Annotated in this window: 22 protein-coding genes; 16 read left to right on the top strand and 6 right to left on the bottom strand. The window is 69.8% G+C overall.

Annotated features, from left to right (window positions below):
• Window positions 1–7 precede the first annotated feature (7 nt).
• From C8D87_RS19300 to C8D87_RS19345, 10 genes are all read left to right on the top strand, one after another.
• Window positions 8–436, top strand: coding sequence for a phage tail protein (locus C8D87_RS19300; protein WP_112227806.1), 429 nt, complete (start codon window positions 8–10; stop codon window positions 434–436).
• Window positions 433–1,167: a CIS tube protein gene (locus C8D87_RS19305; protein WP_112227807.1), complete on the top strand. Its 735-nt coding sequence runs from the start codon at window positions 433–435 to the stop codon at window positions 1,165–1,167. The genes C8D87_RS19300 and C8D87_RS19305 overlap by 4 nt, the downstream gene beginning before the upstream one ends.
• Entirely contained in the window at window positions 1,160–2,929 is a 1,770-nt protein-coding gene (locus C8D87_RS19310) for a VgrG-related protein (protein ID WP_112227808.1), read from the top strand. Before C8D87_RS19305 ends, C8D87_RS19310 begins: the two co-directional genes overlap by 8 nt.
• Before the next feature lie 10 nt (window positions 2,930–2,939).
• Window positions 2,940–3,224 (top strand): PAAR domain-containing protein, encoded by a 285-nt coding sequence (locus tag C8D87_RS19315; protein WP_109637208.1) that lies wholly within the window; start codon window positions 2,940–2,942, stop codon window positions 3,222–3,224.
• Window positions 3,225–3,227: 3 nt separating this feature from the next.
• The gene (locus C8D87_RS19320) at window positions 3,228–3,629 is read left to right on the top strand and encodes a GPW/gp25 family protein (protein ID WP_112227809.1); all 402 of its coding nucleotides are present in this window, start codon (window positions 3,228–3,230) and stop codon (window positions 3,627–3,629) included.
• Entirely contained in the window at window positions 3,629–5,554 is a 1,926-nt protein-coding gene (locus tag C8D87_RS19325; protein WP_112228236.1) for a putative baseplate assembly protein, read from the top strand. Before C8D87_RS19320 ends, C8D87_RS19325 begins: the two co-directional genes overlap by 1 nt.
• Window positions 5,555–5,610: 56 nt before the next feature.
• Window positions 5,611–6,147: a phage tail protein gene (locus tag C8D87_RS19330; protein WP_112227810.1), complete on the top strand. Its 537-nt coding sequence runs from the start codon at window positions 5,611–5,613 to the stop codon at window positions 6,145–6,147.
• Entirely contained in the window at window positions 6,144–7,085 is a 942-nt protein-coding gene (locus C8D87_RS19335; RefSeq protein ID WP_112227811.1) for a zinc ribbon domain-containing protein, read from the top strand. Before C8D87_RS19330 ends, C8D87_RS19335 begins: the two co-directional genes overlap by 4 nt.
• On the top strand, window positions 7,082–10,075 hold the full coding sequence (locus tag C8D87_RS19340) for a VWA domain-containing protein (protein WP_112227812.1): 2,994 nt from the start codon (window positions 7,082–7,084) through the stop codon (window positions 10,073–10,075). Before C8D87_RS19335 ends, C8D87_RS19340 begins: the two co-directional genes overlap by 4 nt.
• 90 nt (window positions 10,076–10,165) lie before the next feature.
• Window positions 10,166–11,461, top strand: coding sequence for a COG1470 family protein (locus C8D87_RS19345; RefSeq protein WP_112227813.1), 1,296 nt, complete (start codon window positions 10,166–10,168; stop codon window positions 11,459–11,461).
• A 20-nt stretch (window positions 11,462–11,481) separates the two neighbouring features.
• Here the strand turns inward: C8D87_RS19345 and C8D87_RS19350 are convergent, their stop codons facing one another.
• The 3 genes from C8D87_RS19350 to C8D87_RS19360 form a co-directional block, all read right to left on the bottom strand.
• Window positions 11,482–12,108, bottom strand: coding sequence for a response regulator transcription factor (locus C8D87_RS19350; protein ID WP_109637214.1), 627 nt, complete (start codon window positions 12,106–12,108; stop codon window positions 11,482–11,484).
• Between the two features lie 79 nt (window positions 12,109–12,187).
• The gene (locus C8D87_RS19355; RefSeq protein WP_112227814.1) at window positions 12,188–12,814 is read right to left on the bottom strand and encodes a response regulator; all 627 of its coding nucleotides are present in this window, start codon (window positions 12,812–12,814) and stop codon (window positions 12,188–12,190) included.
• Window positions 12,811–13,449, bottom strand: coding sequence for a sensor histidine kinase (locus C8D87_RS19360; protein WP_112227815.1), 639 nt, complete (start codon window positions 13,447–13,449; stop codon window positions 12,811–12,813). Before C8D87_RS19360 ends, C8D87_RS19355 begins: the two co-directional genes overlap by 4 nt.
• A 238-nt stretch (window positions 13,450–13,687) precedes the next feature.
• Between C8D87_RS19360 and C8D87_RS19365 the strand changes: the two genes are divergently transcribed.
• Window positions 13,688–14,266, top strand: coding sequence for a hypothetical protein (locus C8D87_RS19365; RefSeq protein WP_112227816.1), 579 nt, complete (start codon window positions 13,688–13,690; stop codon window positions 14,264–14,266).
• Here the strand turns inward: C8D87_RS19365 and C8D87_RS19370 are convergent.
• Window positions 14,229–15,215 (bottom strand): PHP domain-containing protein, encoded by a 987-nt coding sequence (locus tag C8D87_RS19370; protein WP_112227817.1) that lies wholly within the window; start codon window positions 15,213–15,215, stop codon window positions 14,229–14,231. The two genes, C8D87_RS19365 and C8D87_RS19370, sit on opposite strands and share 38 nt — an antisense overlap.
• A gap of 104 nt (window positions 15,216–15,319) precedes the next feature.
• Between C8D87_RS19370 and C8D87_RS19375 the strand changes: the two genes are divergently transcribed.
• The 3 genes from C8D87_RS19375 (at window position 15,320) to C8D87_RS19385 (ending at window position 18,156) form a co-directional block, all read left to right on the top strand.
• Complete coding sequence (locus C8D87_RS19375) at window positions 15,320–16,087, top strand: SDR family NAD(P)-dependent oxidoreductase (RefSeq protein ID WP_112227818.1); 768 nt, start codon at window positions 15,320–15,322, stop codon at window positions 16,085–16,087.
• On the top strand, window positions 16,087–16,500 hold the full coding sequence (locus tag C8D87_RS19380) for a DUF3237 domain-containing protein (RefSeq protein ID WP_109637220.1): 414 nt from the start codon (window positions 16,087–16,089) through the stop codon (window positions 16,498–16,500). Before C8D87_RS19375 ends, C8D87_RS19380 begins: the two co-directional genes overlap by 1 nt.
• A gap of 84 nt (window positions 16,501–16,584) precedes the next feature.
• Window positions 16,585–18,156 carry an alpha/beta fold hydrolase gene (locus C8D87_RS19385; protein ID WP_146771776.1) on the top strand — a complete coding sequence of 524 codons (1,572 nt, stop codon included), beginning with the start codon at window positions 16,585–16,587 and terminating at the stop codon, window positions 18,154–18,156.
• Between the two features lie 85 nt (window positions 18,157–18,241).
• On the opposite strand, the gene C8D87_RS19390 is transcribed toward C8D87_RS19385, so the two are convergent.
• Window positions 18,242–19,462: a serine hydrolase domain-containing protein gene (locus C8D87_RS19390; protein ID WP_112227820.1), complete on the bottom strand. Its 1,221-nt coding sequence runs from the start codon at window positions 19,460–19,462 to the stop codon at window positions 18,242–18,244.
• Between the two features lie 124 nt (window positions 19,463–19,586).
• On the opposite strand from C8D87_RS19390, the gene C8D87_RS19395 reads away from it, so the two are divergent.
• On the top strand, window positions 19,587–22,484 hold the full coding sequence (locus tag C8D87_RS19395) for a helix-turn-helix transcriptional regulator (RefSeq protein WP_112227821.1): 2,898 nt from the start codon (window positions 19,587–19,589) through the stop codon (window positions 22,482–22,484).
• 76 nt (window positions 22,485–22,560) lie between these two features.
• Here the strand turns inward: C8D87_RS19395 and C8D87_RS19400 are convergent, their stop codons facing one another.
• Window positions 22,561–23,508: an MASE1 domain-containing protein gene (locus C8D87_RS19400; RefSeq protein ID WP_215732394.1), complete on the bottom strand. Its 948-nt coding sequence runs from the start codon at window positions 23,506–23,508 to the stop codon at window positions 22,561–22,563.
• A 277-nt stretch (window positions 23,509–23,785) separates the two neighbouring features.
• Here C8D87_RS19400 and C8D87_RS19405 point away from each other — a divergent pair, with 277 nt between their 5' ends.
• Window positions 23,786–24,433, top strand: coding sequence for a quinone oxidoreductase family protein (locus C8D87_RS19405; RefSeq protein WP_170154971.1), 648 nt, complete (start codon window positions 23,786–23,788; stop codon window positions 24,431–24,433).
• Window positions 24,434–24,460: the final 27 nt, after the last annotated feature.

Here is a 24,460-nt window from a genome sequence, read left to right on the forward strand (position 1 = left end):
ACATGCCATGACCGCACCAGAGGAAGCCGTCGCCGTCTGCTTCAGCGTGTCGGTGGACAAGAACGACCTGGGGTCGTTCAACAGCTGTGAGGGGCTCGGGTGCGAGTTCGTCATCGAGCAGCGGGAAGAGGGCGGCAACAACGGGATGGTGTGGCAGCTGCCCACGCGCATCAAGTACCCCAACGTGAAGCTGTCGCGGCCGGTCACCAGGGACAGCCAGAAGATCACGAACTGGATCTCGGGGATGGCGGCGGGGGTCAGGCGGAGAACCGCGGTCATCGAGGCGAAGACGCTCGAAGGGAAGATCATCGCCAGCTGGTCGCTGGCCGGGGTGGTGCCGGTGCGGTGGACGGGGCCGCAGCTCAGTGCCGAGCAGGCCAAGGTCGCCACGGAGACGCTTGAGCTGGCGCACCACGGGTTTCTGGACGCGCGATGACCGTCACGTTCACGAGCGCGGGGTCGGCGACCACGTCCAAGAAGATGGAGCACGCCAGCATCACGGTGCACGAGCCGCCGAAGCCGGGTGGGCTGCAGAAGCCCGGGGCGGAGCTGGGCGTCATCAAGTTCACGTTCAACCCCAAGGAGCTGACGCTCGCCAAGAACGCCAAGTGGCAGCGGCAGACGCAGCCCAACGCGGCCAAGGCCGGCGTCCCGGAGTTCAAGGGGGCCGAGCCGGCGAAGCTGAGTCTGGAGATGTTCCTCGACTCGACCGACACCATGGGCGACGCGGTCATCAAGACGGTCGAGCAGCTCTTCAACCTCACCGTGCCCACGAAGGAAAGCCGCAAGGGCGGCAAGGGCAGCCCGCCCTGGGTCATCTTCCAGTGGGGCACCACGAAGGGCGTCCCCAGCTTCGTCTCCAGCGTCTCGGCCAAGTACACGCTCTTCACGCCCGGCGGGATGCCGGTCAGGGCCGTGTGCACGATCAACCTGGAGGAGGTCAGCGGCGAACCGGGCGGCCAGAACCCGACCAGCGGTGCGCTCGCGGCCAGGGACACGCACACGCTCACGGCCGGTGGTTCGCTGCAGTCGCTGGCGTACAAGGCGTACGGCAACGCGGAGCTGTGGCGGCACATCGCCGAGGCCAACGACATCGACGACCCGATGCGGCTCAAGCTCGGCTCAACAGTGCTCGTTCCGGCGTTGGAGGAGATCCAGCATGGCTAACGAGAGCTTCGCCAACAACCTGGTCGTCGAGGTCGAGGGCCAGCCGTTGCCCGCGGACGTCAAGCTGTTGCTGACCTACGCCTACGTCGACGACAGCCGGAACCTGCCGGACATGTTCGTGCTGCGGTTCCGCGACCCCGGCCACGTCGTGCTCACCAAGGGGCGCTTCACCATCGGCGCGAAGACGGCGCTCAAAGTCCAGACCGCCGACCCCGGCGCGCCGAAACCGCTGATGAGCGGCGAGATCACCGCGGTGGGGGTCGAGCTCGACGCCCAGGGCACGTTCACCGAGGTCAGGGGGTACGACGAGGCGCACCGGCTGTTCCGGGGCAAGCGCGTCGCGGTCTACCCGAACATGACGGTCGGCGACGTCGTCAGGAAGGTCGCCGAACGCGCGCACATCAAGGTCGGCGACATCGACAACGTGCCGGGCTTCGGCGGCAGGCCGGACACCCAGCTCAGCCAGGACAACGTCAGCGACTGGGAGTTCCTGAGCCGCCTGGCGCGCACGGTCGGCGCGCAGATCGCGGTCAAGGACGGCAAGCTCGACTTCAAGCTCCCCGAACCACCTGCCTCGGCGCCGAAACCCAACGCCAAGGCCAAGTCCAACCCGCTCGTCCTCGAGCTGCACAGCACGCTCGTGGCGCTCAGGGCGGGCATCACGACCGCGGGCCAGGTGCCCGAGATCCAGGTCAGGGGCTGGGACTTCGAGAACAAGCAGGAGGTGGTGGCGACCGCCACCCCGAACACCGCCGGCGTCGAGGTGCCGCAGGCCAAGCCGATCGAGCTCGCCAACAAGTTCAAGGCCCCGCCCCACCTCGAAGCGGGCCTGGCCTACCGGACGCACGCTGAGGCCAAGACCGCGGCGGAAGCCCTGGCGGCACAGCTCGGCGGCTCGTGCGCCGAACTCTCCGGCGTGGCACGGGGCAACCCGGAACTGAAGGCGGGGGTGGCGGTGGCGCTGGCCAACGTCGGCGAACCGTTCCAGGGCAAGTACACCCTCACCAGCACCCGGCACCTGTTCGCCGAGCACACCGGCTACACCACGGAGTTCACCGTGTCCGGCAGGCAGGAACGCTCGCTCTACGGACTCGTCCACAGCACGAAGGACAAGCCGCTCAACGGACTCGTGCCCGCCGTCGTCACGAACGCCAAGGACCCGCTGCAGATCGGCCGCGTCCAGGTGAGGTTTCCCTGGCTCTCCGCGGAGCTCACCAGCGTCTGGGCCAGGACCGTGCAGCAGGGCGCAGGAGCGAACCGCGGCACGGTGATCCTGCCGGAGGTCGGCGACGAGGTGCTGGTCGGCTTCGAGCACGGTGACTTCGACGCGCCCTACGTGCTCGGCGGTCTCTACAACGGCAAGGACAAGCCGCCCAAGCTCAGCAAGCCGCCGGTCGACGGCGCCAACGGCGGGATCGCGGTGAGGGGGTTCGTGAGCCGCAAGGGGCACAAGGTCGAGTTCGTCGAGGACGACGGCATCGTGATCTCCAGCGGTGACGGGAAGTTCGTCGTCAAGCTCGACCAGAGGTCCCAGAACATCGAGATCACCAGCGGCAAGACCATCGCCGTCAAGGCGCAGAACGGCATCACCGTCGACGCCGGCACCGGGCCGCTGGAGCTCAAGGGGCAGAAGGTGTCCGTGAAGGCGCAGACCGAGCTCAAGGCGGAAGGCGCCCAGGTCAAGATCGCCGGCCAGGCCCAGACCGAGGTGACCTCCAGCGGTGCGCTCACCGTCAAGGGCTCCATCGTCAAGATCAACTGAGGAACGGACCATGCCACCCGCAGCAAGAGTCGGAGACATGACCGGGCACCCCGGCGTCATCATGCCGCCCGGTGTCCCGACCGTGCTCATCGGCGGACTGCCCGCCGCGACGGTCGGGTCGATGCACACCTGCTCGTTCCCGCCGCCCGCCGTGCACCCGCCGACGCCGGTCATCCCGCCGGGCTGCCCGACCGTGCTGATCGGCGGCAAACCCGCGGCCCGCGTGGGTGACATGAGCGGCTGTGGCGCGCCGATCCTGCCGCCCGGCTGCCCGACCGTCCTGATCGGAGGATGAGCGGTGGACTTCATCGGCAGGGGCCTCAGCTTTCCCGTCCGCACCGACGCGACGGGATCGGTGGCGCTCGTCGACGGCGACCGCGAGATCGTCGAGAGCATCCGGCTGATCCTCGCGACCGCACCGGGCGAACGCCCCATGCGGCCCGAGTTCGGCTGCGCGATCCACGACCTCGTGTTCGCGCCCGCCGACTCCACGACGGCCGGGCAGATCGCCTACGAGGTGCGGCTGTCGCTGGAGCGGTGGGAACCGCGCATCGACCTCACCGACGTGATCGTCGACTTCGCCGAGGCCGACAACGGCACCCTGCTGATCGACATCCGCTACACCCTGCGCAACACCAACGACCCGCGCAACCTCGTCTTCCCGTTCTACGTCATACCGCCGCACGAGGACGGTGCGTGATGCCGCTTCCCTTGCCGAACCTGGACGACCGGCGCTTCCAGCAGCTCGTCGACGAGGCCAAGCGCCGCGTTCAGCAACACTGTCCCGAGTGGACCGACCACAACGTGTCCGACCCCGGCGTCACGCTGATCGAGGCCTTCGCGCACATGGTCGACGAGCTGATGTACCGGCTCAACCGCGTGCCCAGGCTGAACTACCTCAGGTTTCTCGACCTCATCGGCGTCGAGCTGTTCGCCCCGACCGCCGCACGCGTGGACGTCACCTACTGGCTGTCCGCGCCCCAGCCCGCGCCGGTGGAGGTCCCGCAGGGCAACCAGGTCGCGACCCAGCGCAAGGGCGTCGAGGAGCCGGTCGTGTTCACGGTCGACCGCCCGCTCGCAATCACGCCCTGCGAGCTCTCGCACCTCGCCACGGCGACGGCGAACGGCCAGCCCGTCGACCGCACCGACGACCTCAAGGCGGCCAAGGAGCCATCGGCGTTCAGCGAGCAGCCGGAGCCGGGCGACGCCGTGCTGTTCGGCCTCTCCAACGCCGTCCCCGGCTGCGCGGTGCTGCTCAGGTTCGACTGCGACCCGATGGGCTCCGGCATCAACCCGGCCGACCCGCCGTGGGTGTGGGAGGCGTGGACGAGCGAGGGCTGGACCGCCTGCGAGGTCGACCACTTCACCAACGGCGGCTTCAACTCCGCGGGCGACGTCGTCGTGCACGTCCCGCCGGGCCACACCACGTCGATCATGGTCAGGCAGCGGGCCGGCTGGTTGCGGTGCCGGGCCGCCGAACTGTGGCAGGGCCAGCCGTTCTACCAGCGCTCACCGAAGATCCGCGACGTCACCGCCGCCACGATCGGTGGCACCACCGAGGCCGTGCACGCCGACGTGGTGAAGGGCGAGACCATCGGTGTCTCGGAAGGTGTGGCGGGCCAGCGGTTCCCGCTCGCCCGCACCCCGGTCGTGGCAGGCGCGCCGATCACCGTCGAGGTCGCGACCACCGAGGGCTGGGACACCTGGACCGAGGTGCCCACGTTCGTCGAGTCGGGCCCGCAGGACCGTCACTTCCTGCTGGACAACATCGAAGGCCAGATCATCTTCGGCCCGGCGGTGCGGCAGCAGGACGGCACGCTGCGGCACTACGGCGCCGTGCCCGCGAAGTCGGCGGCGATCCGGGTGCCCGAATACCGCACGGGCGGCGGGCTGCGGGGCAACGTCGCCCGCAACCTCGTGACCGTGCAACGGGATCCGGTGCCGTTCGTCAGCAACGTGACCAACCGCAAGCCCGGCCGCGGTGGTGTCGCGGGGGAGTCGGTCGAGGACGCGGCGCTGAGAGGCCCGCTGTCGCTGCGGACCAGGGATCGGGCGGTGACGGCGGAGGACTACGAGATTCTCGCGCGAGAGGCCGCTCCTGAGGTCGCGCGGGTGCGGTGCGCGCCTGGTGACGACGGGGTGCGCGTGCTGGTCGTGCCCGCGGTGCCCGAGCACGAGGAACCGAACTTCGCGGCGTTCCAGGTCGACCAGGAGACGCTCGAACGGATCGCCCGGCACCTCGACGCGCGGAGGTGCGTCGGCGCGCGGGTGAGCGTCGAGCCGCCGTTCTACCAGGGCGTCACGGTCGTCGCGGACCTCAGGGCCCGCACGGGAACGCCGACCGAGGCGGTCAGGGCCAGGGCGATCGACGCGCTGGGCGACTACCTCGACCCGATCCGCGGCGGAGCGGACGGCGACGGGTGGCCGTTCGGACGGCCGGTGCACTCGGGGGAGGTCTACGCGGTGCTGCAACGGATCGCGGGCGTGGAGCTGGTCGAGGACGTCCGGTTGTTCGCGGCCAACCTGCTGACCGGGGAGAGGGGCCAGGCGGTGCAGCGGATCGACCTGCCGCCGAACGGACTGGCCTTCTCCTACGGGCACCAGGTCCGAGTGGCGAGGAGCTGACATGCGCGCCGAGATCGAGGTTCTCGGGCAACGAGACGAGGAGTCGAGGTGTGGCAATGCGTAGTGCCGTCGACGAACTGATCTCGCCGCACCCGCTGGGCGAGCGCATGCCCTCCGTCTACACCGACGACGACTTCACCCAGCGCTTCACCCGGGCCCTGGACGAGGTCATCGCCCCTGTTTTCACCGTCCTCGACTGCTTCGCGGCCTACCTCGACCCGCGCCTCGCCCCGGCGGACTTCGTCGACTGGCTGGCCGGCTGGGTGGCCCTGGACCTCGACGAGAGCTGGTCCGCCGCCCAGCGCCGCGAGCTGGTCGCCAGAGCCGTGCACCTGCACCGGTTCTGCGGCACGAGAAGGGGCCTGGCCGAACACGTCTGGCTCCTCACCGGCGGCCGGGTGGACATCGCGGACAGCGGCGGAACCTCCGTCTCGACCCGCCCGGAAGGCCCGATCCCGGGCAGTTCTCCCGCGCACGTGCTGATCCGCATCCGGGTGCCGAACCCGGAAGCGGTCGACCGGGCGCGGATCACCGCGGCGGTGCGCCGGATGGTGCCCGCCCACGTCGCCACGACCATCGAGGTGACCACATGATCGTCTGCCAGACGTGCGGGGAGCACAACGCGCCCAACGCCGAGTTCTGCGGCAACTGCGGTGACTTCCTCAAGTGGACCGGAGCGCAGGTGCAGGCCAGCCCGGTCCGCCCGGACGCCGCGCCGCAGCCGCAGCCGCACCACCGTCCACAACAGACGATGAGGCGCCAGGCCCAGCCCGGTGACCTGATCTGCGGCCAGTGCGGGTCCGGCAACGTGCCGACCAGGAAGTTCTGCGGCGTCTGCGGCCATTCGCTGCACGACGCGGTCACCCAGAAGCAGCCGTGGTGGAAGCGCTGGCTGCCTGCGAAAGGCCCGAAGGTCAGGGAACGCGGCAGCCGCCCGCCCCAGACCAGGAGGGCGACGAAGGTCCGCCAGGGCATCGGCACGGCCTTCCGCTGGCTGCTCGCGCTCGCGGTGCTGCTGTTCGGTGGCCTCTACGCGTTCTCCCAGCCGTTCCGCGGCACCGTCAACACCCAGGTCGTCACGGCCAAGGACGCGGTCGCCGGCATCTTCACCGAGGACCTGGTTCCGGTGCGGCAGAGCGTGGTCTCGGCCGCGCAGGAACGCCCAGACCACCCCGCGAAACTCGCCATGGACAACAACAAGGCCACCTTCTGGGCCGCCCCCGACCCGAAGACCGCGGCGCTGACAATCCAGTTCGACCACGTCACGGACCTGCGCCGGATGATCGTCCACAACGGCGACGGCAAGAAGTACCTGGGGACCGCGCGGCCGCAGCGCCTCACGCTGGTGTTCGACACCGGCAAGACCCACGACATCAAGCTCACCGACAAGCCGGACGAGCAGCAGCACGACATCAAGAACGGCGACGGCGTCAAGCAGGTCCAGGTGCTGATCGCGGGCGTCTACCCGTCGAGCGAGAGCACCGACACGGCGATCAGTGAGATCGAGCTGTTCGAGAAGCAGGTGAAATGACCGTGCGCGCACTTCCGTTGTTGCTCGTGGCGTTGCTGGCGACGCCGGTTCCCGTCACCCGCGCCCAACCGGCGCCGGAGCCCGAGCCGTTCAGGATCGGTTTCTCCAGCCTGGAGAACGACAACCGCGACGTCTTCACCGTGGACAGCAACGGAAACGCGCGCACGAACCTGACGAGGAGCCCGCGCGGCCAGCAGGACCCGGCGTTCTCGCTCGACGGCACCAGGCTCGCCTACACCGACGAGAACCGCGTCATGATCGCCAACGCCGACGGCACGAGTCCCAGGCGCCTCAACAACGAGACGCGGTCGCAGTCGCAACCGGCGTGGTCCCCGGACGGGACGATGATCGCCGCCGTCACCCGGATCCCGGACGGCGAGGGCTCCCGCCCGATCATCCAGATCCACCGCGTGTCCGACGGCGCCAAGACCGGCGAGATCCCGATCCCCGGCCACCTCACCGCCGACGACACCCAGCCGGACTGGTCACCCGACGGCAGGACCATCGCGATCACCAGGCGCTCCAGCAACCTCATTCCTCCGCCACCGGAGATCGAGGTGCCCGACACCGACCGCCCGTCCCGCCGGGGCAGCACGTTCGACCTCCAGCAGGTCGTGCACACCCCGCGCATCCCACCGAAGCCGGACGTCGTGCTGCTCATCGACATCAGCCGCTCGATGTTCGACGAGCTGTCAGGCGTGCAGGGACAGCTCAGGGACATCATGGAGGAGGTCAAGAAGGAGCAGCCGGAGACCAGGTTCGGCGTCGCCATCTACGCGGGCGCGGAGAACAAGGGCAACGTGTTCAAGCGCCACCAGGTGCTCACCAGCAACGTCGACGACGCCGTGGCCGCGGTCGGGAGGGTCGGGCTGGTCGAGGACGCCAACTCCACGGAGGTCTGGGCGAACGCGCTGATCGAGACCGCCACCCGCGCGTTCGAGTTCCGCCAGGACGCGAGCAAGGTCGTCGTCATCATCGGTGACGAGCCGACCGCGGAGAACCTGGTCACGGGCAAGGACTCCGTCGACAACGCCATCGCAGAGCTCAAGCGCGCCAACATCCGCGTGGTCGGTGTCGACAGCGGCAACGCCCAGCGCGGCCTCAACTCGGAGAAGCAGATCGACAGGATCATCGAGGATCCCAAGGGCTCGCTGCAGAAGTACGTGAAGGGCGGCGAGGAGCAGATCAAGACGGCAATCCTCGACGGCATCAGGGACCTCGACGTCACGGTCACCCCGGTGCCGAAGTGCGACACCGGTCTCACCGTCGAGCTCACCCCGCCCGGACCGGTCACCGGGCCGAGCGGCGAGGACGTGACGTTCGCCGAGAAGTTCACGGTCTCCCCGGACGCCACGCCCGGCAGCACGCTGCGCTGCACCATCGAGTTCCGGCTCAACAACGAGCCGGACGTCCGTCCCGGCCGCCTTCAGACCGTCACCGTCCGGGTCGCGGACCTGGTCGAACCGCTGGTGCGCGTCAACGACGTGATCGTGCAGGCCCAGAACGGCACCGGCGCGACGGTCACCTACCTGGCCACCGCCACCGACAGCCAGAACCGGCCGCTCACGCCGGTGTGCACACCGCCGTCCGGCACCGTGTTCCCGATCGGCGTCACCCGAGTCACCTGCACCGCAACCGACGCGCGGGGCAACACCGGCACCGACACGGCGGTCGTCACCGTCACGTCGGCCGACCGGGAAGACCCCGCCGTCTGGCTCGTCACCCCGGACGGCAGCTCGCAGATCAACCTGTCCGAACGCTTCGGCGAGCCGTGCCGGGACCGCCCGAGCGAGGATCCGGCATGGTCCCCGGACGGCAAGAGCCTCGCCGTCGCACAGGACGGGCAGATCTGCGTGGTCGGTGCGGACGGTTCCGGCGCCCGCGTGGTCGTCCGCGGCACCGAGGACGCCGAACGCCCGAGGAACCCCGCCTGGCTCCCGGACGGCACCAGGATCGTCTTCCAGGCCACCAACCAGGAGCTGCCACCGGACCTGTGGACCGTGGCGGTGCAGGACGGCACGCCGCCGCGACTCCTGACGGAGAACGGCAGTCAGCCCGCCGTGCAACGACTTGCGAAGCTCACGGTGACCACGACCGCGACGCCCGCCGAGATCCCCTTCAACGGTAAGACGACGATCGAGGTCGCCGTCGTGAACATCGGCTTCGCGCCCGCTCCCGCCACGCTCACGGTGACCGTGCCGGAAGGTCTGACGGGCGGACCGGCCGGTGGGAACATCGGCCCGATCGCGCCGGGCGAGCGGAAGGTCGTGAGCGGCGAGGCCACCGGTGTCACGGCGGGAGAGCACGTGGTGACGGCCGCGGTCGGCGCCATCACGTCGCGGGTCACCGTGCAGGTCCTGGAACGGACCGGATCGCTCTCGCTCGCGCTGTCGGCGAGCCCTCAGCCGGCGTTCGTCGGCGGTGACGACGTGACGGTGACCTTCAAGCTGCTCAACAGTTCCGGCTCGACGCTGACCGGCGTGCGCGTCGTCGCCTCCGCGTTCGGTTGCGACCCCGAGTGCGCGGTCGGCACCCTCGGGCCCGACGGCCAGGCCGAGGTCGGGTTCACGATCCCGGCCACCCAGGCCGTCGACCGCGAGCTGGCCGGCGTCGTGATCGCCACCGGCCCGGACGAGAACGCGCAGGACAACGTCGCCGCGACCCGGATCGTGATCAAGCAGCCGACGCTGACCCTGGACCAGCAGGCCGGTCCGCTCGGCGGAGTGGTGTCGCTGCAGGGCAAGGACTTCCCGCCCGGTGCGAAGGTGCGGCTCGGCTGGACCGCCGGCATCGCCGAGACACCGGGAGAGGTCACCACCGCCGACGGCACGTTCGTCGCGCAGATGCTGGTCTTCCACAACGACACCGAAGGAATCCGGCAGGCGACAGCCACCCCGGTCGAGGGAACGAGGTTCGGCGAGGTGAAGTCCGGGGACTTCCTCGCGCTGCCGAACACCGTGCAGCCGTCGTACTTCGTCGAGCGCGGCTGACCGGCTTCCCCAACGGGCAGCGATGAGCGCACCCGGCCACGCCTCCACCGCCGCTGTGCGGGGGACAGGGAAAGAAGGAGACTGCTAGTCATGGGAGCAACAGCGACACTGTCCACTTCGGACCTGTCGGTCGCACCGGGCGGAGACGTCACCTGCCAGGTGATGGTGCGCAACGCGGGCGAGCTGGTGGACCAGTTCACGATCGACGTCGTCGGCGATGCCGCGCCGTGGAGCCAGGCCGAACCGGGCGTGGTCAACCTCAACCCCGGTGAGTCCGCGCCCGTGCTCATCCGGTTCGCGCCGCCACGCGACCCTGGCGTCTACGCGGGTTCCGTCCCGTTCGGCGTGCGGGTCATCTCGCGCGAGGACCCGCACGGCTCGGTCGTCGAAGAGGGCGTCGTCGTGGTCGGCGCGTTCACCGACATCGCCGCGGAACTGGTGCCCGCCAAGGCGGAGGGCGCCAGGAGGGCCAAGTACGAGGTCGCCGTCGACAACGTGGGCAACGCGCCCGCGGTCCTGCGGCTGCGGCCGATCGACCCGGAGGACGAGCTGGAGTTCCGGCTGGACCGCTCCGAGATCGCGCTGCCGCCGGGCACCACCGCGTTCGTGCGGCTGCGGGCCAAGCCGCGCAAGACGTTCCTGCGCGGTGAACCCCAGCGGCACCCGTTCCAGGTCGAGGTCGTGCCGGAGCAGGGCGACCCGTTGATCGCCCAGGGCACCATGGTCCAGCGCCAGCTGCTGCCGAAGTGGTTGCTGCCGGCCCTGATCGCGCTCCTGCTGCTCGCGGCCGCGCTGGTGGCGTTGTGGTTCACCGTGCTCAAGCCGGCCGTGAAGTCCGCAGCCCGCGAGGCGATGCAGCAGGAGAGCGCGGAGATCAAGCAGAAGAGCGAGGAGGCGGCCAGCGCGGCCGGCGCTGCCAAGGAGGAGTCGAAGCAGGCGGCCGCGAACGCCGGTCAGGCACTGGGCGCGCTGGGCCTCAAGCCGGGCGACACCAACACGACACCCACGCTGCCCAAGCCCGCCGAGAAGGGCGAACCGGTGACCTTCCGGATCGACATCACTTCGCCGATCGTGGCGAACGCCGGCGCGTTCACCGAGGTGACCTTCACCCCTCCGGACGTCAAGAAGACCTTGTACATCAAGGACATCTTCTTCGAGAACGCCAAGAGCGACCTGGGTACGGCCCAGCTCGTCCGGGACGCGGGCGGGACGCGCACGGTCATCAGGGTGATCGGGCTCGGGAACTTCCGGGACCGCGACGAGCACTTCCAGGAACCACTGCGGTTCCAGCCGGGAGAGAAGATCGTGTTCCGGGTGAGCTGCCAGAACCCGCAGCCCAAGGGCGCGTGCACACCTTCGGTGGTGCTCAACGGGCGTGCGGAGTGACGTCAGCTCGGGCCTTCGCTCTAGATCAGGCCCTCACGGAGGGCGAAGGCCACGGCGTGGGCGCGGTTGCGCAGCTGGAAGCGGTTGGTGATGTCGTGCAGGATCGACTTCACCGTCCGCTGCGAGTAGCACAGCCGCTCCGCGATCTCCCTGGTCTCGAGTCCGTCGGCGATCATCCGCAGCACCTCGGTCTCCCTGCTGGACATGCCGGCGAGGTTGAGCCCGTTGGGACGCAACACGTTGCGCTGCAGCTGGGACACGCGGCCGAGCAGCCGGCCGAGCAGATCCGCGGGCAGCGACCCCTCCCCGGCGTGTGCCGCGCGGATCAGCCGGACCAGCGTGTCCGGGGTGGCGTCGGCGCGGCGCAGCACCGCGGAGACGCCACTGCCGACGATGTCGAGCAGCTCGGAGTCGGCCACGTCACCGGCGACGAGCACGATGCCGGGGTTGGGCTGGCACTGCAGCTTTCTCAGCAGCTGCAGGACGTTCTCGTCGAGACGTTCCGCGACGACGAGCGCGACGCAGCTCTCGGCGGTCTCCGGTTCGACCAGCCGGATCTCCGGCCGGGAACGCAGTGCGACCGTCACGCCGGCGCGGGTGATCGAGTCGGTGGCGTGGAGGACGACGGTGACGGGTTCGGCATTCATCAGCTCCCCTTCTGACTTCAGCCCGAAAGAACCAACACTGCAATCATCGGGCCGGGAACGTCCCGGTCGACAGGGGCAGTCATCCCGAACTGTCCCGGAACAGGTCTATGGCCTGGGCACGATCTGCGACCTGCAACTTCCGGAGGATGTTGGACACGTGGTTGCGCACGGTTTTGGTGCTCAGGAACAACTCCCGCGCGATCACCGCGTTGCCCTTGCCGTCCGCCATGAGCCGGGCGACCTCGCGTTCGCGCCCGGTGAGCTCCGGGAGCGTGCTCGGACGTGGTGCGGTGGCGAAGAAGTCGAGCAACCGCGTGGCGACCGCAGGGCTGAAGATCGCCTCACCCTCACCGACGGCGCGCACGGCGTCCACGATCTGCTGAGGGCGCGAGGACTTCACCAGATACCCGCGCGCGCCGGCGCGCATCGCCGCGAACACCGACTCGTCGTCCTCGAACATGGTCAGCACGAGCACGTGTGCGGACGGCCGTGCGGTGACGATCCGGCGGGTCGCCTCGACACCGCCGAGATCGGGCATGTTGAGGTCCATCACGATCACGTCGGGTTGCAGCTGCTGCGCAAGCTCGACGGCGACCGTGCCACCGGATGCTTCGCCGACGACGTCGATGCCGCTGTCGGTCAGCGCCGCCATCACGCCGCGGCGGAACAGGGGATGGTCGTCCACGACCAGGGCGCGCAAGGTCATGACAGGGGGAGAGCGGCCGCGAGCCTGGTGCCGCCACCGTGCCGTGGCTCGACGCGGCAGTTCCCTCCGAGTTCGCTGGCTCGCCGGCGCATCGAAGCCAGACCCACCCCGGTCGACACCTCAGCCGCCCCCACCCCGTCGTCGACAACCTCGGCGTGCAGCTCGGCGTCGAACCACAGCCGCACCTGGCACGTGCGCGCGTCGGCGTGGGTGACCACGTTCGTCAGCGCCTCGCGGATGATCTGGTACGCCGCCACGCTCACCGCGTCGGGCAGGGGCGGGATCTCGCCGAGCACCACGACGTCGATCGCGACGCGCAGCCTTGACCGCAGCGCCGCCACGAACTCCCCGACCGCGCCGACCAGTCCGAGCTTCGTCACCGAGGCCGGGTTCTCCCTCGCGACCAGCGCCCTGATGTCGTCGATCGCGGAGTGCATCTCGTCCTCCAGCGCCGCGAGCAACCGGGCGGCGCCAGCCGGGTCGGAGGTGAGCAGCTGCCGCGCCGACCGCAGTCCGAGAGCGACGGCGGCGAGGGACGGGCCAACACCGTCGTGGAGGTCCCGCAACACCGTGCGGCGGGCTTCGGCCGCACTCCGGGCGCACGAGTCCGCTGGCACGATGAATTGGCGGCGCATGCTCCCTCCCTCCCCGAAGATGACGTCGTTCGCGCGTCAGCGGCCGTTTCGGGTGTTCCCGATGGTGTGACCGCAAGTCGCCTGATCGGCCCATTCGCCGCCGTGGCGGGAGTGGGTGACGGCTTGTTCACACAGTGATGGAAGCGGGGGCGCCCGTGATACAGCCAGATGGAAGAACCAAATGGCCCGGTGAGCGGTACGGAGGTATTTGTCGGCCGAACGGACGCTCCTACGAGGTATGGGAGTCGAGGCCCACGACCCTCGCTGGCTCACCGCCGTGCCGGGAGCCGAGCTGGTGGTCGGGCTGGACGATGTGGGTGAATGCGCCGCGGACGGTCACCGGGTGACCGTGATGATCGACCTCGTGCCGGACAACGTGCCATTGCTCCGAGACATGGCCACCGAGGCAGTGGGGGAGGGCGCGCGCAAGGTGCGGGTGCGCCCGCACGGCGTCGACCGGGTCGATCTCGTCTACGCGGCCGTGGAGCTGAACCGGGTCGCCGAGGACGACGCCGTCGAGGTCCAGTTCGACGTCACGTCCGCCGCACTGCTGCGAGCGGACCCTGCGGCGTTCGTCCGGGTCGACCCGCTCGTGGTCAAGGCGGACGGGACGGTCGTGCCGATCTGCGAGGGGCTGGAACGGTACGCGCTCGGATCGCTGGGCACGCTCGACGAGCTGGTGTCCGGATGGGATCCCGAGCCGGTCAGGGACCTGTGCCGGGTCGCCCTGGGCCGCGCGCTGGCCGACACCGGCCCGCTGGTCTCCTGGTACGAGCACCTCACCCGGACAGCAGCCGAGCTGCGGGCCGGGTGTTGATCACGAGGTCCGGCGTCACGCCGCACTCCTCCGCCCGCGCGCAACCGTAGTTCAGCCAGTCCAGCTGGCCGGGCGCGTGCGCGTCGCTGTCGATCGAGAACGTGCAGCCCGCGTCGACGGCGAGGCTCAGCAGCCTGCGCGGCGGGTCGAGGCGCTCTGGCCGTGAGTTGATCTCCACAGCGGTGCCGTGCTCAGCGCAGGCCTCGAAGACGCGTTCCGCGTCGAACTGGGACTCCGGGCGCCCCTTGCCCACGACGAGGCGGCCGGTGCAGTGGCCGAGGATGTCGACGTGCGGGTTCGCGACCGCCGTCACCATCCGTTCGGTCATCTCGGCCTTCGGCATCTTCAGTTTCGAGTGGACGCTCGCGACCACGACGTCCAGTCGTTCCAGCATGTCCTCGTCCTGGTCGAGCGAGCCGTCGTCGAGGATGTCGACCTCGATGCCGGTGAGGATCAGGAACGGCGCCAGTTCCACGTTCAGCTCGGCGACGACCTCGAGCTGCTTCTCCAGCCGGGCGCGGGACAGTCCATTCGCGACGGTCAGGCGCGGCGAGTGGTCGGTCAGCACCATGAACTCGTGGCCGAGGTCGCGGGCCGCCTCTGCCATCTCCCTGATCGGGCTGCCGCCGTCGGACCAGTCGGAGTGGACGTGGCAGTCGCCCTTGAGCTTCGCGCGCAGCTCCTCGCCGCCGCTGAGGTCGACGTGCCGGAGCTTCGCGAGGTAGGACGGCTCCCGGTTCGCGAGTGCGTCCACCACCACGCCGGCCGTCGCCTTCCCGACGCCTTTCAGGTCGGTGAGCGTGCCGAGTTTCGCCCGCTTCTCGACCTCGGCGGGGTCCAGGTCGGAGATGACCGCCGCCGCGTTGCGGAAGGCCTGGACGCGGTAGGTCGGCTCGCCCGCCCGTTCGAGGTGGAAGGCCACCTGCTTCAACGCCTTGACCGGATCCATACCTCTTCCTACCAAATCCGCAGGCCGCACGCCGTGTACGGGGTTTCCCGGCAGATAAGCGGTGGTCGTTGTCGCCCGGCGCGGTGCCGAATAACTTCGCCGCCATGTCGAGCAACCCGTTTTCGCTGATCGGACACGTCGCGCTGGTCACCGGCGGTACCAGGGGCATCGGTCTGGAAACGGTGCGCGCGCTGGCCCGCGCGGGGGCGAGCGTTGCCGTGGTCGCGCGGACGGCCGAGACCACCAAGGAGGTCGCCGCGGCCGTCGAGCGCGAGTTCGAGGTCGAGGCACTGCCCGTCGTCGCCGACATCGGCCGCGACGACGAGATCTCCGGCGTCGTGTCGTCCGTCGCCGACCGCTTCGGCCGCATCGACGTGCTGGTGAACAACGCCGGTGCCGCACCGCCGTTCGGTCCGCTGATCGACGTGTCCGCCAAGGCGTTCGACAAGATCATGGCCGTGAACGTGCGCGCACCTCTGGCACTGACTCGCGCCGCTGTCGCCGCCGGTCTCGGCACGGGTGGCGGGTCGGTCGTCAACATCGTGTCCGCCGCCGGGCTGAAGGCAGAGCCGTTCATGGGGCTCTACTCCGCGGCGAAGGCGGCGATGATCAGCGCGACCCGGACGCTGGCCCGCGAGCTCGGTCCGGTGGGGATCCGGGTGAACGCGGTGGCTCCCGGCGTGATCCGCACGGACTTCTCCGCTGCCCTTGTGGGCAACGACGACCTGCACGCCGCGGTGGTCGCCAAGACCGCGTTGGGCCGGGTCGGCGAGGCCGCGGAGGTCGCGGGCGCCGTGGCGTACCTGGCCTCACCGGCCGCCGCCTACACGACGGGCTCGATCCTCATCGTCGACGGTGGGACGGTGGCGTGATGGAGCTCGTGCCGCTGGGAACCATGACCGCCCGTTTGCGCAAGCCTTACCTGCTCCCGAAAACGCCCTCGGGCGACCGGCTGATCTACGAGGTCGAGTCGGGCACGTTCGAGGGCGAGCGTTTGCGCGGCACGATGCACGGCACGTCGACCGCCGACTGGCTGACCATCGGCCCAGACGGCACTGCGACCCTGGACGTCCGTTCTGTACTGCTCACCCAGGACAACGCTTACGTGTATCTGCACTACTCAGGACGGGTTGACGTCTCGAATGGCTTCGGCCAGCCGTTGTACGCGGCTCCTCTCTTCGAGACCGGCGACGACCGCTACCGCTGGTTGAACCGCGTGCAGGCGGTCGCGAAGGGCGTGCTCGACGGCCTGGTCCTCACCTACGAGGTGTGCGAGGTGCGGTGAATTTCACCCGACCTTCGGGGGTTCCGATCGGGACGGCGACTGCGGAAGCGTCGTCGCCGACGACCGAATCGGAGGGGTGTCGCGGTGAAAAAGCGTTGGGGCGCGGCGGCTTTGGCCGCCCCGCTGCTCATGTCCCTGGTGGGAACGGCCCATGCGGAACCGGGGCCGTTGGACGAGTACTACAACCAGACCGTCGCGTGGGCCGAGTGCCCGGCCGGCTGGGTGTCGCCGTCGACGGGTGTCGAGTGCGCCACGGTGATCGTGCCGATGGACTACAAGAACCCGGGCAACGGCAATCTGGAGATCGCGATCTCCCGCAAGAAGGCCACAGACCCCGCGCGGCGCAGAGGTGTGCTGCTGACGAACCCCGGCGGGCCGGGCGGATCCGGCCTCGGCGCTGTGCACTGGTTCAACGCGCAGACCGAGGTGCTGAAGATCTACGACGTGATCGGCATGGACCCGCGCGGCGTGGGCAGGTCCACGCAGCTGCGGTGCATCTCCACCCCGAGTGACGACGAGTTCCCCACGCGCCCAACGGATTCACAGCTCGCGAACTGGTCCGAGTACGCGCGCGCCGTCGAGGACAACTGCCAGCGCGGCGGCGGCGAGATGCGTCGCTTCGTGTCGACGATGAACACCGCCCGCGACATGGACGTCATCCGCGGCGCGTTGGGGGAGAAGAAGGTCTCGTACGTCGGCTACTCGTACGGCACCCAGCTCGGCGCCGTCTTCGGCTCCATGTTCCCGAAGTCGCTGGATCGCAGCGTGCTGGACTCCGCGCTGGACCCGTTGAAGACGTGGCACGAGCAGGACGTCGACGTGGTGGACGCCATCACCGACAACCTTCGCAAGTGGACCGAGTGGACCGCGGCCCGCAACTCCACCTACGGGCTCGGGACCACGGCCGCGGCCGTGCGCGGTGAGCTGGACGCGATCGCCGCGAAGCTGAAGACCGGTCCGTTCGGCGGGTACGCGGACGTTTCGTCCTTCGACTACGCGGTGGGTGCCACCCGGTACCGTCGTTCGTGGGCGGCGTTCTCGCGTCACATCGCTTCGATCAAGGCCGGGGTCGCCGATCCCGCCGAGGCGTCCGCGATCGTGGCGGCGTTGAAGAAGGGCGACATCGAGCCCACCTCGCCCGGCACGTACCAGGCCGTCACCTGCGAGTGGGACTGGTTCACCGACGTCAACACCTACTACAACGACATGAAGCGGTGGCGGGACACCAACCCGTACGGCGGGACCGTCGACTTCATGGCGCCCACCAACTGCACGTTCCGCGCGTTCAAGCGGCCGGAGAAGATTCCGGCCATCACGCGGAAGTACCCGGCCGGCATCGTGATCAACTCCGACGGTGACACGCAGACTCCGCTCGCGAACGGGCGGGTCATGGCCGAGCACCTCAACGTTCCGTTGATCTCGGTGTCGAACGACGGGCAGCACGGGCACTACGCGTTGCGGCGCAACGCCTGCGTGGACGCGCTGGTCAACAAGTACCTGGTTTCCGGAATTCTGCCGGCGTCCCGGGTCACGTGTGCCGGTACGGACATCGCGGAGAACGTGCCTCCGGGCACGGCGGCCACCATGGGCGTGCAGTCGGCGCGGCCGTTGAGCGACATCCTGGGCGAGATCGCGGCGGAGACGAAGCCGTTCTGATCGTCTGAACGATCTTGTCAGACCTCGCGAGTACGTTGAAACGCAGGGGTTCCCAGCTCGAGGGGACCCCTGCGTCAGCGCGTTCTCAGGCGAACCAGGTGCCGCCACCGGTTCGCCGGTACCCCAGCGCCCGGTACACCGCGTCCACCAGCGACTGCCCGCGCTCGTTCGCTCCGAGCCCGGGCCCCTGCCGGTTCATCGCGTACCCGAACGAGACCCGCGCCCGAGGGTCGGCGAACCCGAGCGAGCCGCCCATCCCGTTGTGCCCGAACGCCTCCTCGCTGACGAGCAGCCCCTCGCGGTCGTTCGGCGGCAGGTGGGCGTTGTCCGTGGCCTTCTGGAACCCGAGCCCGAACCGCGACGGCACCCCGACGACGGCGTCGAGCCCCGCCGCGGCGACGTTCGACATCTGCGGGATCTGCTCCGGCTCGACGAGCCGCACGCCGTTGTACTCCCCGCCCAGCGCCAACGGCCGGTACAGGCCGGCGAGCCCGCGGGCGTTGGAGATGCCGCCGATCGCGCCCATCTCCGCCGCGTGCGCGGCGCGGGAGTCGGACTCACCCGGCGCCATGTAGCCGCCGTTGTTGAGCAGCATCAGGCCGGGGACGGACTCGGGTTGCGTCAGAGCGGTGATGAACAGCGACGGCAGCAGGATGCCCGGCTGCGTCGGGTCGACCGGGATCGTGTGCGCGACATGGGGTTCGAGGTCCTCCGGCAGGCCCATCCAGAAGTCGAGGCCGAGCGGTCCGGACACCTCCTTCTCGAAGAACTGGCCCAGCGACAGGCCCGTGACGCGGCGGACGATCTCGCCGACGAGGAACCCGAACGTGAGGCCGTGGTAGCCGTGCTTGGTGCCCGGCTCCCACAGGGGTTTCTGGGCGGCGAGCTTGACGGTGACCAGGTCCCGGTCGTAGAAGGCGCCGCCGGGCAGCCACTCGGTGAGCGCGGGCAGGCCCGCCTGGTGGCTCAGCACGTGCCGGACGAGCGTCGTGTCCTTGCCCTCGGCGCCGTACTCGGGCCAGTAGCGGGTGACCGGCGCGTTGAGGTCGAGTGCGCCGCGGGAGGCGAGCACGTGGGCGCACAGCGCGGTCGCGGCCTTCGTGCACGACCACACGTGGACGATGGTGTCCTCCGACCAGAGCCGGCCGGTGATGGGGTCGGCGACACCGCCCCAGAGGTCGACGACGGGCGCGCCGTCGAGGGTCACGTGCACGGACGCGCCCACCTCGCCGCGTTCGGCGAAGTTGCGTTCGAACTCGGCGCGCACCTCGGCGAACTGCGGGGCGCATGTTCCCTGGATCGACATCGATCCTCCTCTGGGGGAGCGGCGGTTGTCCCCAAGGGCATCACTGAGAGGCACCACGGATCAGTAGGGAACACTCAGCGGCTAACGCGTCTGGCCTCAACCGGACCAATCAATCCTACTTAGAGTGACTGATCGCGCACGGAAAGCGGCCCTTGCCGAGCCGAGCCACCCACATGGAAGACTCAGGCGCTGCTCCGCCGAAGCTCGCCGGGAGGCCGTCATCGCCGACACTCCGCTCCACGCCGGGACCCGGAGAACCGAACTTCGGGGGAGGGAACCCGAACTGCGCGCCGTGCTGGACCGCGTGGACGCCGCACCCGCGACCGGTCTCGTCGTGGTCCAGGTCAGCGGCGAGCCGGGGATCGGCAAGACCTCCCTGCTCGCGGAGATCGCCCGCCGGCTGCACGAACGGCACGCCGGTGTGCTCGCCTCGGCGTCCGACGTGCTCGGCAAGCGCATCCCGTACGGCGCGGTGGTGGCGCTGATCCGTTCCCTCGCCGTTCCCGTGCCGCTCGACAAGCTCCGCGCGGATGCCTTGGCCGCACTGGAGATCTCGGTGACCGAGGACTCCGGCGCCTGGTTCGGCCGGGCCTGCGACCGGGTGGTGCGCCTGCTCACCGAACTCACCGCGACGCGGCCCGCGGCGTTGCTGATCGACGACCTCGACCACGTCGACGACGACTCCCTGGCCCTGCTGACGCTGGTGCTGCGCCGGGTCTCGGCGGCTCCGCTGGTGCTCGTCACCGCGAGCCGTTCGCACACCAGCGAACCCGGCGTGGAGAGCCTGCTGGACCGCGTGGAACAGCACGCCGAGGTCGTGCGCATCGACCTGGCGCCGTTGTCCGGCGCCGACGTGGCCCGCATCGTCGAATCCGTCCTGCAGACGCCGGTGGACGACGCCCTCGCCCGCGAAGTCCAGCAACGATCCGACGGCAACCCGTTCTTCGTCACCGAGATCGCCCGCTCGCTGCGAGAGCTCGACCTGGTGACGGTCGACAACAACCGGGCCCGCCTGGCGGTGCCTCCCGACGCGATCAGGCTGACCCGCCGCGAGGCCGTGCTCAGGCGCGTGGCACCTCTGGAGAACGACACGCGGCTGGTGGCCCGTGCGGTGGCCGTCTTCCGGCGTGTGCGGCTGGACCAGATCTCACTGCTGGCCCGCGTCGCCTCGCTGCCGGAGTCGACGGTCGTGTCCGCGTTCGACGATCTCCTGCGCGCGCACATCGTCGTGCACGACGACGACCGCGGCTACCGCTTCTCCCACGCTCTCGTGGGCGAAGCCCTGTACCACGAGGTGGGCCCGGCTCAGCGTCGTCACCTCCACTCCCTGATCTCCGCACGGCTGCTGGAAGACCGCTCCCAGGGCCTCCCGGTCGACCTCCTGCAACTCGCCTGGCACCTGGCCGAGTCCGCCGCGCCGGGCGACCGCGTGGCCGTCACCGTGCTGGCCGAAGCCGCCTCCGTCGCCCGCGCGACCGCACCCGAGACCGCCGCCGCCCTGTGCGCCAGAGCCCTGCAACTGTTGCCGCGCAACGCTCCCGAGCGCTCGGACCTGCTGGCGTTGCAGTGCCGCGTGCTCGCCAGGGCGTCACGTCCCGCGCTGGCGATCGACCCCGGACTGGCCGCCCTCGAATCCCTGGCGCCGGGCCAGGAACGCACGCGCGTCGCCACCGCCGTCATCGCGTCGCTCTTCTCCGTCGGCCGCACGGCAGAAGCCATGGCACTGGCCGATGACGAAGTGGCGCGCGGTCCAGTCCCCGCTTCCCTGGAAGCCCAACGCGCCGTGCTCCTCGTCTACAACAACCGCCACGACGACGCGATCTCCGAACTCGACCGCATCGAGGCACTCCCCATCAGCTCACCGGCCGAAGGCGTGATCGTCTTCGAGCACCTGGCCATGCTGTCCTCGCTGCTCTTCCAGCACGACCGCACCGTCGAGCACGCCAACCGCGCCCTGTCGTGCAGCGACGGCCAGCCGATGCTCGAGCTGCAGGCCCTGTCCGTCTGCGCGTCCATCACCGCGCTGGCGGGCCTGGCCCACGACGCCTCCTGGCGGGTGCGGCGCGCCGAGGAGCTGGTCGACCAGGTCGGCTCCCACGGCTTCCGCGCCGAACGCGCCGCCTCACGGGTCGCGCTGGACTGGCTGGGCGGTCGCTGGGACGCCGCCCTGGACGGCATCGGCCGCTGGCTCCCCGACGTCGAAGCCGCCCAGGCCGACCAAGCTCTCGGCGTCCTGCAGGCCGTCGAGCTCTCCATCCGCACGTGGCGCGGCGAGCTGGACGTCGCCGCCCGGCTGGCCTCGCTGCCCGCGCCGCAGTCGGTGAACATCTCGAAGCTGCACGCCGCCGCCCTCGCCGAGTACCTGATCGCGCGCGGCGAAGTCGACTCCGCGTACGCGTTGCTCGCCGACGCCATCGGCACACGCCTGGAAGCCGCCTACTCCTGCGTCCTGGTGGCGCGGATGATCGAGCTGGACCTGGAACGAGGCCGCACCGAAGCCGCTCTGGAGGCGTTGGACCGGCTGTCCGCGGTGTCCTCGACGCGGGTGTCGCCGTGGTCGCGCACCACGATCCGGCGGGTGACCGGGGTGGTGCGGCAGGACGCGGACCTGCTGCGCGAGGCGGTGTCCGAGGCCGCGCTGGGTGGCCTGGAGTTCGAGAAGGCTCGTGCCCAGCTGGCTCTGGGCGAGGTCTCCTCCGACGAGGTCCCCACGCTCCTCGAGGCCTACACGGCGTTCCAGCGTCTCGGCGCGCACGGGCTGCGGCGGCAGGCAGGCAACCGTTTGCGCACGCTGGGCGCCAAAGTGCCGAGGGCTCGCTCGAAGGCGCCCGGCCTGCTGACCGAGGCCGAGGAGAACGTGGCCCGCCTGGTGCAGCAGGGGATGCGCAACCGGGACATCGCTGCCGCCCTGCACTACAGCCCGCGGACGATCGAGGTGTACCTGTCGCGGATCTACGCCAAACTGCACGTGTCCTCGCGGCTGGAGCTGGCCCGCGTACTGGACGCCATGCAACAGCGCTAGTGCCGTGACCGGCAACCTTCACCGCGTCTTCGACGCTCAGCAGGGCGCCTCGCGGCAAAGGCTGCCGGTCACGCCACTAGGCAGGCGGCACGACCCGCCCGAGCCGTTTCCGCACACCCTCTTCCTGGTAGTTCGCGACGGTCTCGGCCAGCTGCAGGCACGCCCGCTCGATCGTCTCGCGGGCCTGGTTGCGCTCACTCGTGACGGCGCTCAGGATCAGCCCGGTCAGCGCCACCGAGCCGTTGTACGCCTGCAGCACGATCATCGTGGCCAGCAGGTCGCCCTGGACGAACAGACCACCGGCCGCGGACATCACGGCGGCCACGGAGATGATCGCGGCACACGGGGCGGCGATCGCGTGCTGGAACCGCAGAGCCGCCCAGATCAGCATCGGGAACACCAGGAACAGCAGTCGTGCCTCCGACATGGTCACGAACGACGCGAGGACGGCGGTGACGACCAGCAACGCGGCGGCCTCCGCGACCCGGCGTGGCGGGGCGTGCCAGTGCCGGGTGAGCGTGAGCAGCAGCGGCGTGAACACCAGGACGCCCATCGCGTCCCCGGTCCACCACACCGACAGCACAGCCGGGATCTCCTGCCACGGGATCACGCCGTTGAGCGTCAACGCCGTCGTGCCGATCACCGAGCTGATCAGCATCGCGCCCAGCGCACCCGCGAACACGAGCAGCAACGCGTCCTTCAAACGGTCGAGCTGCGTCCGGAACCCGTAGCGCGTCAGGAGGTACCAGGCGACCAGCGGGGCGGCCGTGTTGCCGATGGTGATCACCACGACCGCGCCGAGGCCCGCACCGAGCTCGATGTTGGCGGTCAACGCGCCGAGGGCGATGCCCGGCCAGATCTTGCGGCCCGACATCAGCAGCGCCGCCACGGAGATCCCCGTGGGTAGCCACAGTGGAGTGACCTGGCCCTTGACCAGTGCCAGGACCAGTCCCACCTTCGCCGTCGCGTAGTAGGCGACCGCTACCGCGAGGATCGTCGTGGTGGTGCGCATTGCGGCGTTCACCGGCACATGCTGCACCGGTGCGCACGCGTCCGCCATACCTCGCAACAGGGCGTACCCACTCGGACTCACTCCGCAGGTCCTCACGGAGACTGACGCGGTGATCACCGGACTGCAGGCACTCGACGCGGCCCGGCGCGCCGTGCGGCCTTCCAGGACATCAGCCTCGACGAGTGCTTCGCTCGCCTTCGTCCATTGCAGGTCGCTGAGCAGCACTGATTCTTAGTTGTCGTGGAAGCCGCACTACAACCCGGCGCCCGCAGAACGTGAGATGGGCTGTATGCGCACAGCCGAGGCGGCCGACGAGATCCGGGTCGAGGACGGCGGACGCCGCGTGGTGGTGGTCGCCGGCCGCCTCCGCCTCCCGGTTTCCGCGGGCGTCACCGACGACCAGGCACTCACCCTCGCCAGAGCGGGCACCACGGCCTGGCATCTCCTGCGCACGTGCGCGCACCTCAGGCCGGACGAGTCGATCGTCGTGCACGACGCCGCGAGCGAGGTGGGCGCGATCGCCGTCCAGCTCGCCCGCAGTTTCGCGGCGGGACGGGTGATCGCCACCGAATCCAGCCAGTCCCGCCGGCGCCGGGCCGTGAAGCTCGGTGCCGACATCGCCGTCGAGTCGGGCCGTGACGGCCTGGCGGAGCGTTTGATCGCGGCGAACGAGGGCAAACAGGTCGATGTCGTACTCGATCCAGGAGGCACGCTGAAGGCCTCGCTGGACGCGCTCGCGCCGTTCGGCCGGATCGTCTGCTACGGCGCTGACCAGGACGAATCCGTCAGGCTGACCGGTCTGCTCGGCGGATCGCAGGCGGTCATCGGGTTCCGTTTCGAGCACACGCTGGAAAGACCGGACATGATCGCGAGGGCTGTCAGTGAGCTGTTCGGGTTGACCTCGGCTGGGCGATTGCGCCCAGTGGCAGGCGACTAGTACCCGTTAGGAAGCCGGAATTAGGGG

Origin of the sequence: Lentzea atacamensis, from assembly GCF_003269295.1 — a bacterium.
Taxonomy (GTDB): Bacteria; Actinomycetota; Actinomycetes; order Mycobacteriales; family Pseudonocardiaceae; genus Lentzea; species Lentzea atacamensis.

Excerpts from the sequence above, each read along its gene's own strand:
- C8D87_RS19300 (WP_112227806.1), top strand. The coding sequence starts at position 8 with ATGACCGCACCAGAGGAAGCCGTCGCCGTCTGCTTCAGCGTGTCGGTG.
- C8D87_RS19305 (WP_112227807.1), top strand. The coding sequence starts at position 433 with ATGACCGTCACGTTCACGAGCGCGGGGTCGGCGACCACGTCCAAGAAG.
- C8D87_RS19310 (WP_112227808.1), top strand. The coding sequence starts at position 1,160 with ATGGCTAACGAGAGCTTCGCCAACAACCTGGTCGTCGAGGTCGAGGGC.
- C8D87_RS19315 (WP_109637208.1), top strand. The coding sequence starts at position 2,940 with ATGCCACCCGCAGCAAGAGTCGGAGACATGACCGGGCACCCCGGCGTC.
- C8D87_RS19325 (WP_112228236.1), top strand. The coding sequence starts at position 3,629 with ATGCCGCTTCCCTTGCCGAACCTGGACGACCGGCGCTTCCAGCAGCTC.
- C8D87_RS19330 (WP_112227810.1), top strand. The coding sequence starts at position 5,611 with ATGCGTAGTGCCGTCGACGAACTGATCTCGCCGCACCCGCTGGGCGAG.
- C8D87_RS19335 (WP_112227811.1), top strand. The coding sequence starts at position 6,144 with ATGATCGTCTGCCAGACGTGCGGGGAGCACAACGCGCCCAACGCCGAG.
- C8D87_RS19340 (WP_112227812.1), top strand. The coding sequence starts at position 7,082 with ATGACCGTGCGCGCACTTCCGTTGTTGCTCGTGGCGTTGCTGGCGACG.
- C8D87_RS19345 (WP_112227813.1), top strand. The coding sequence starts at position 10,166 with ATGGGAGCAACAGCGACACTGTCCACTTCGGACCTGTCGGTCGCACCG.
- C8D87_RS19350 (WP_109637214.1), bottom strand. The coding sequence starts at position 12,108 with ATGAATGCCGAACCCGTCACCGTCGTCCTCCACGCCACCGACTCGATC.
- C8D87_RS19355 (WP_112227814.1), bottom strand. The coding sequence starts at position 12,814 with ATGACCTTGCGCGCCCTGGTCGTGGACGACCATCCCCTGTTCCGCCGC.
- C8D87_RS19360 (WP_112227815.1), bottom strand. The coding sequence starts at position 13,449 with ATGCGCCGCCAATTCATCGTGCCAGCGGACTCGTGCGCCCGGAGTGCG.
- C8D87_RS19365 (WP_112227816.1), top strand. The coding sequence starts at position 13,688 with ATGGGAGTCGAGGCCCACGACCCTCGCTGGCTCACCGCCGTGCCGGGA.
- C8D87_RS19370 (WP_112227817.1), bottom strand. The coding sequence starts at position 15,215 with ATGGATCCGGTCAAGGCGTTGAAGCAGGTGGCCTTCCACCTCGAACGG.
- C8D87_RS19375 (WP_112227818.1), top strand. The coding sequence starts at position 15,320 with ATGTCGAGCAACCCGTTTTCGCTGATCGGACACGTCGCGCTGGTCACC.
- C8D87_RS19380 (WP_109637220.1), top strand. The coding sequence starts at position 16,087 with ATGGAGCTCGTGCCGCTGGGAACCATGACCGCCCGTTTGCGCAAGCCT.
- C8D87_RS19390 (WP_112227820.1), bottom strand. The coding sequence starts at position 19,462 with ATGTCGATCCAGGGAACATGCGCCCCGCAGTTCGCCGAGGTGCGCGCC.
- C8D87_RS19405 (WP_170154971.1), top strand. The coding sequence starts at position 23,786 with ATGCGCACAGCCGAGGCGGCCGACGAGATCCGGGTCGAGGACGGCGGA.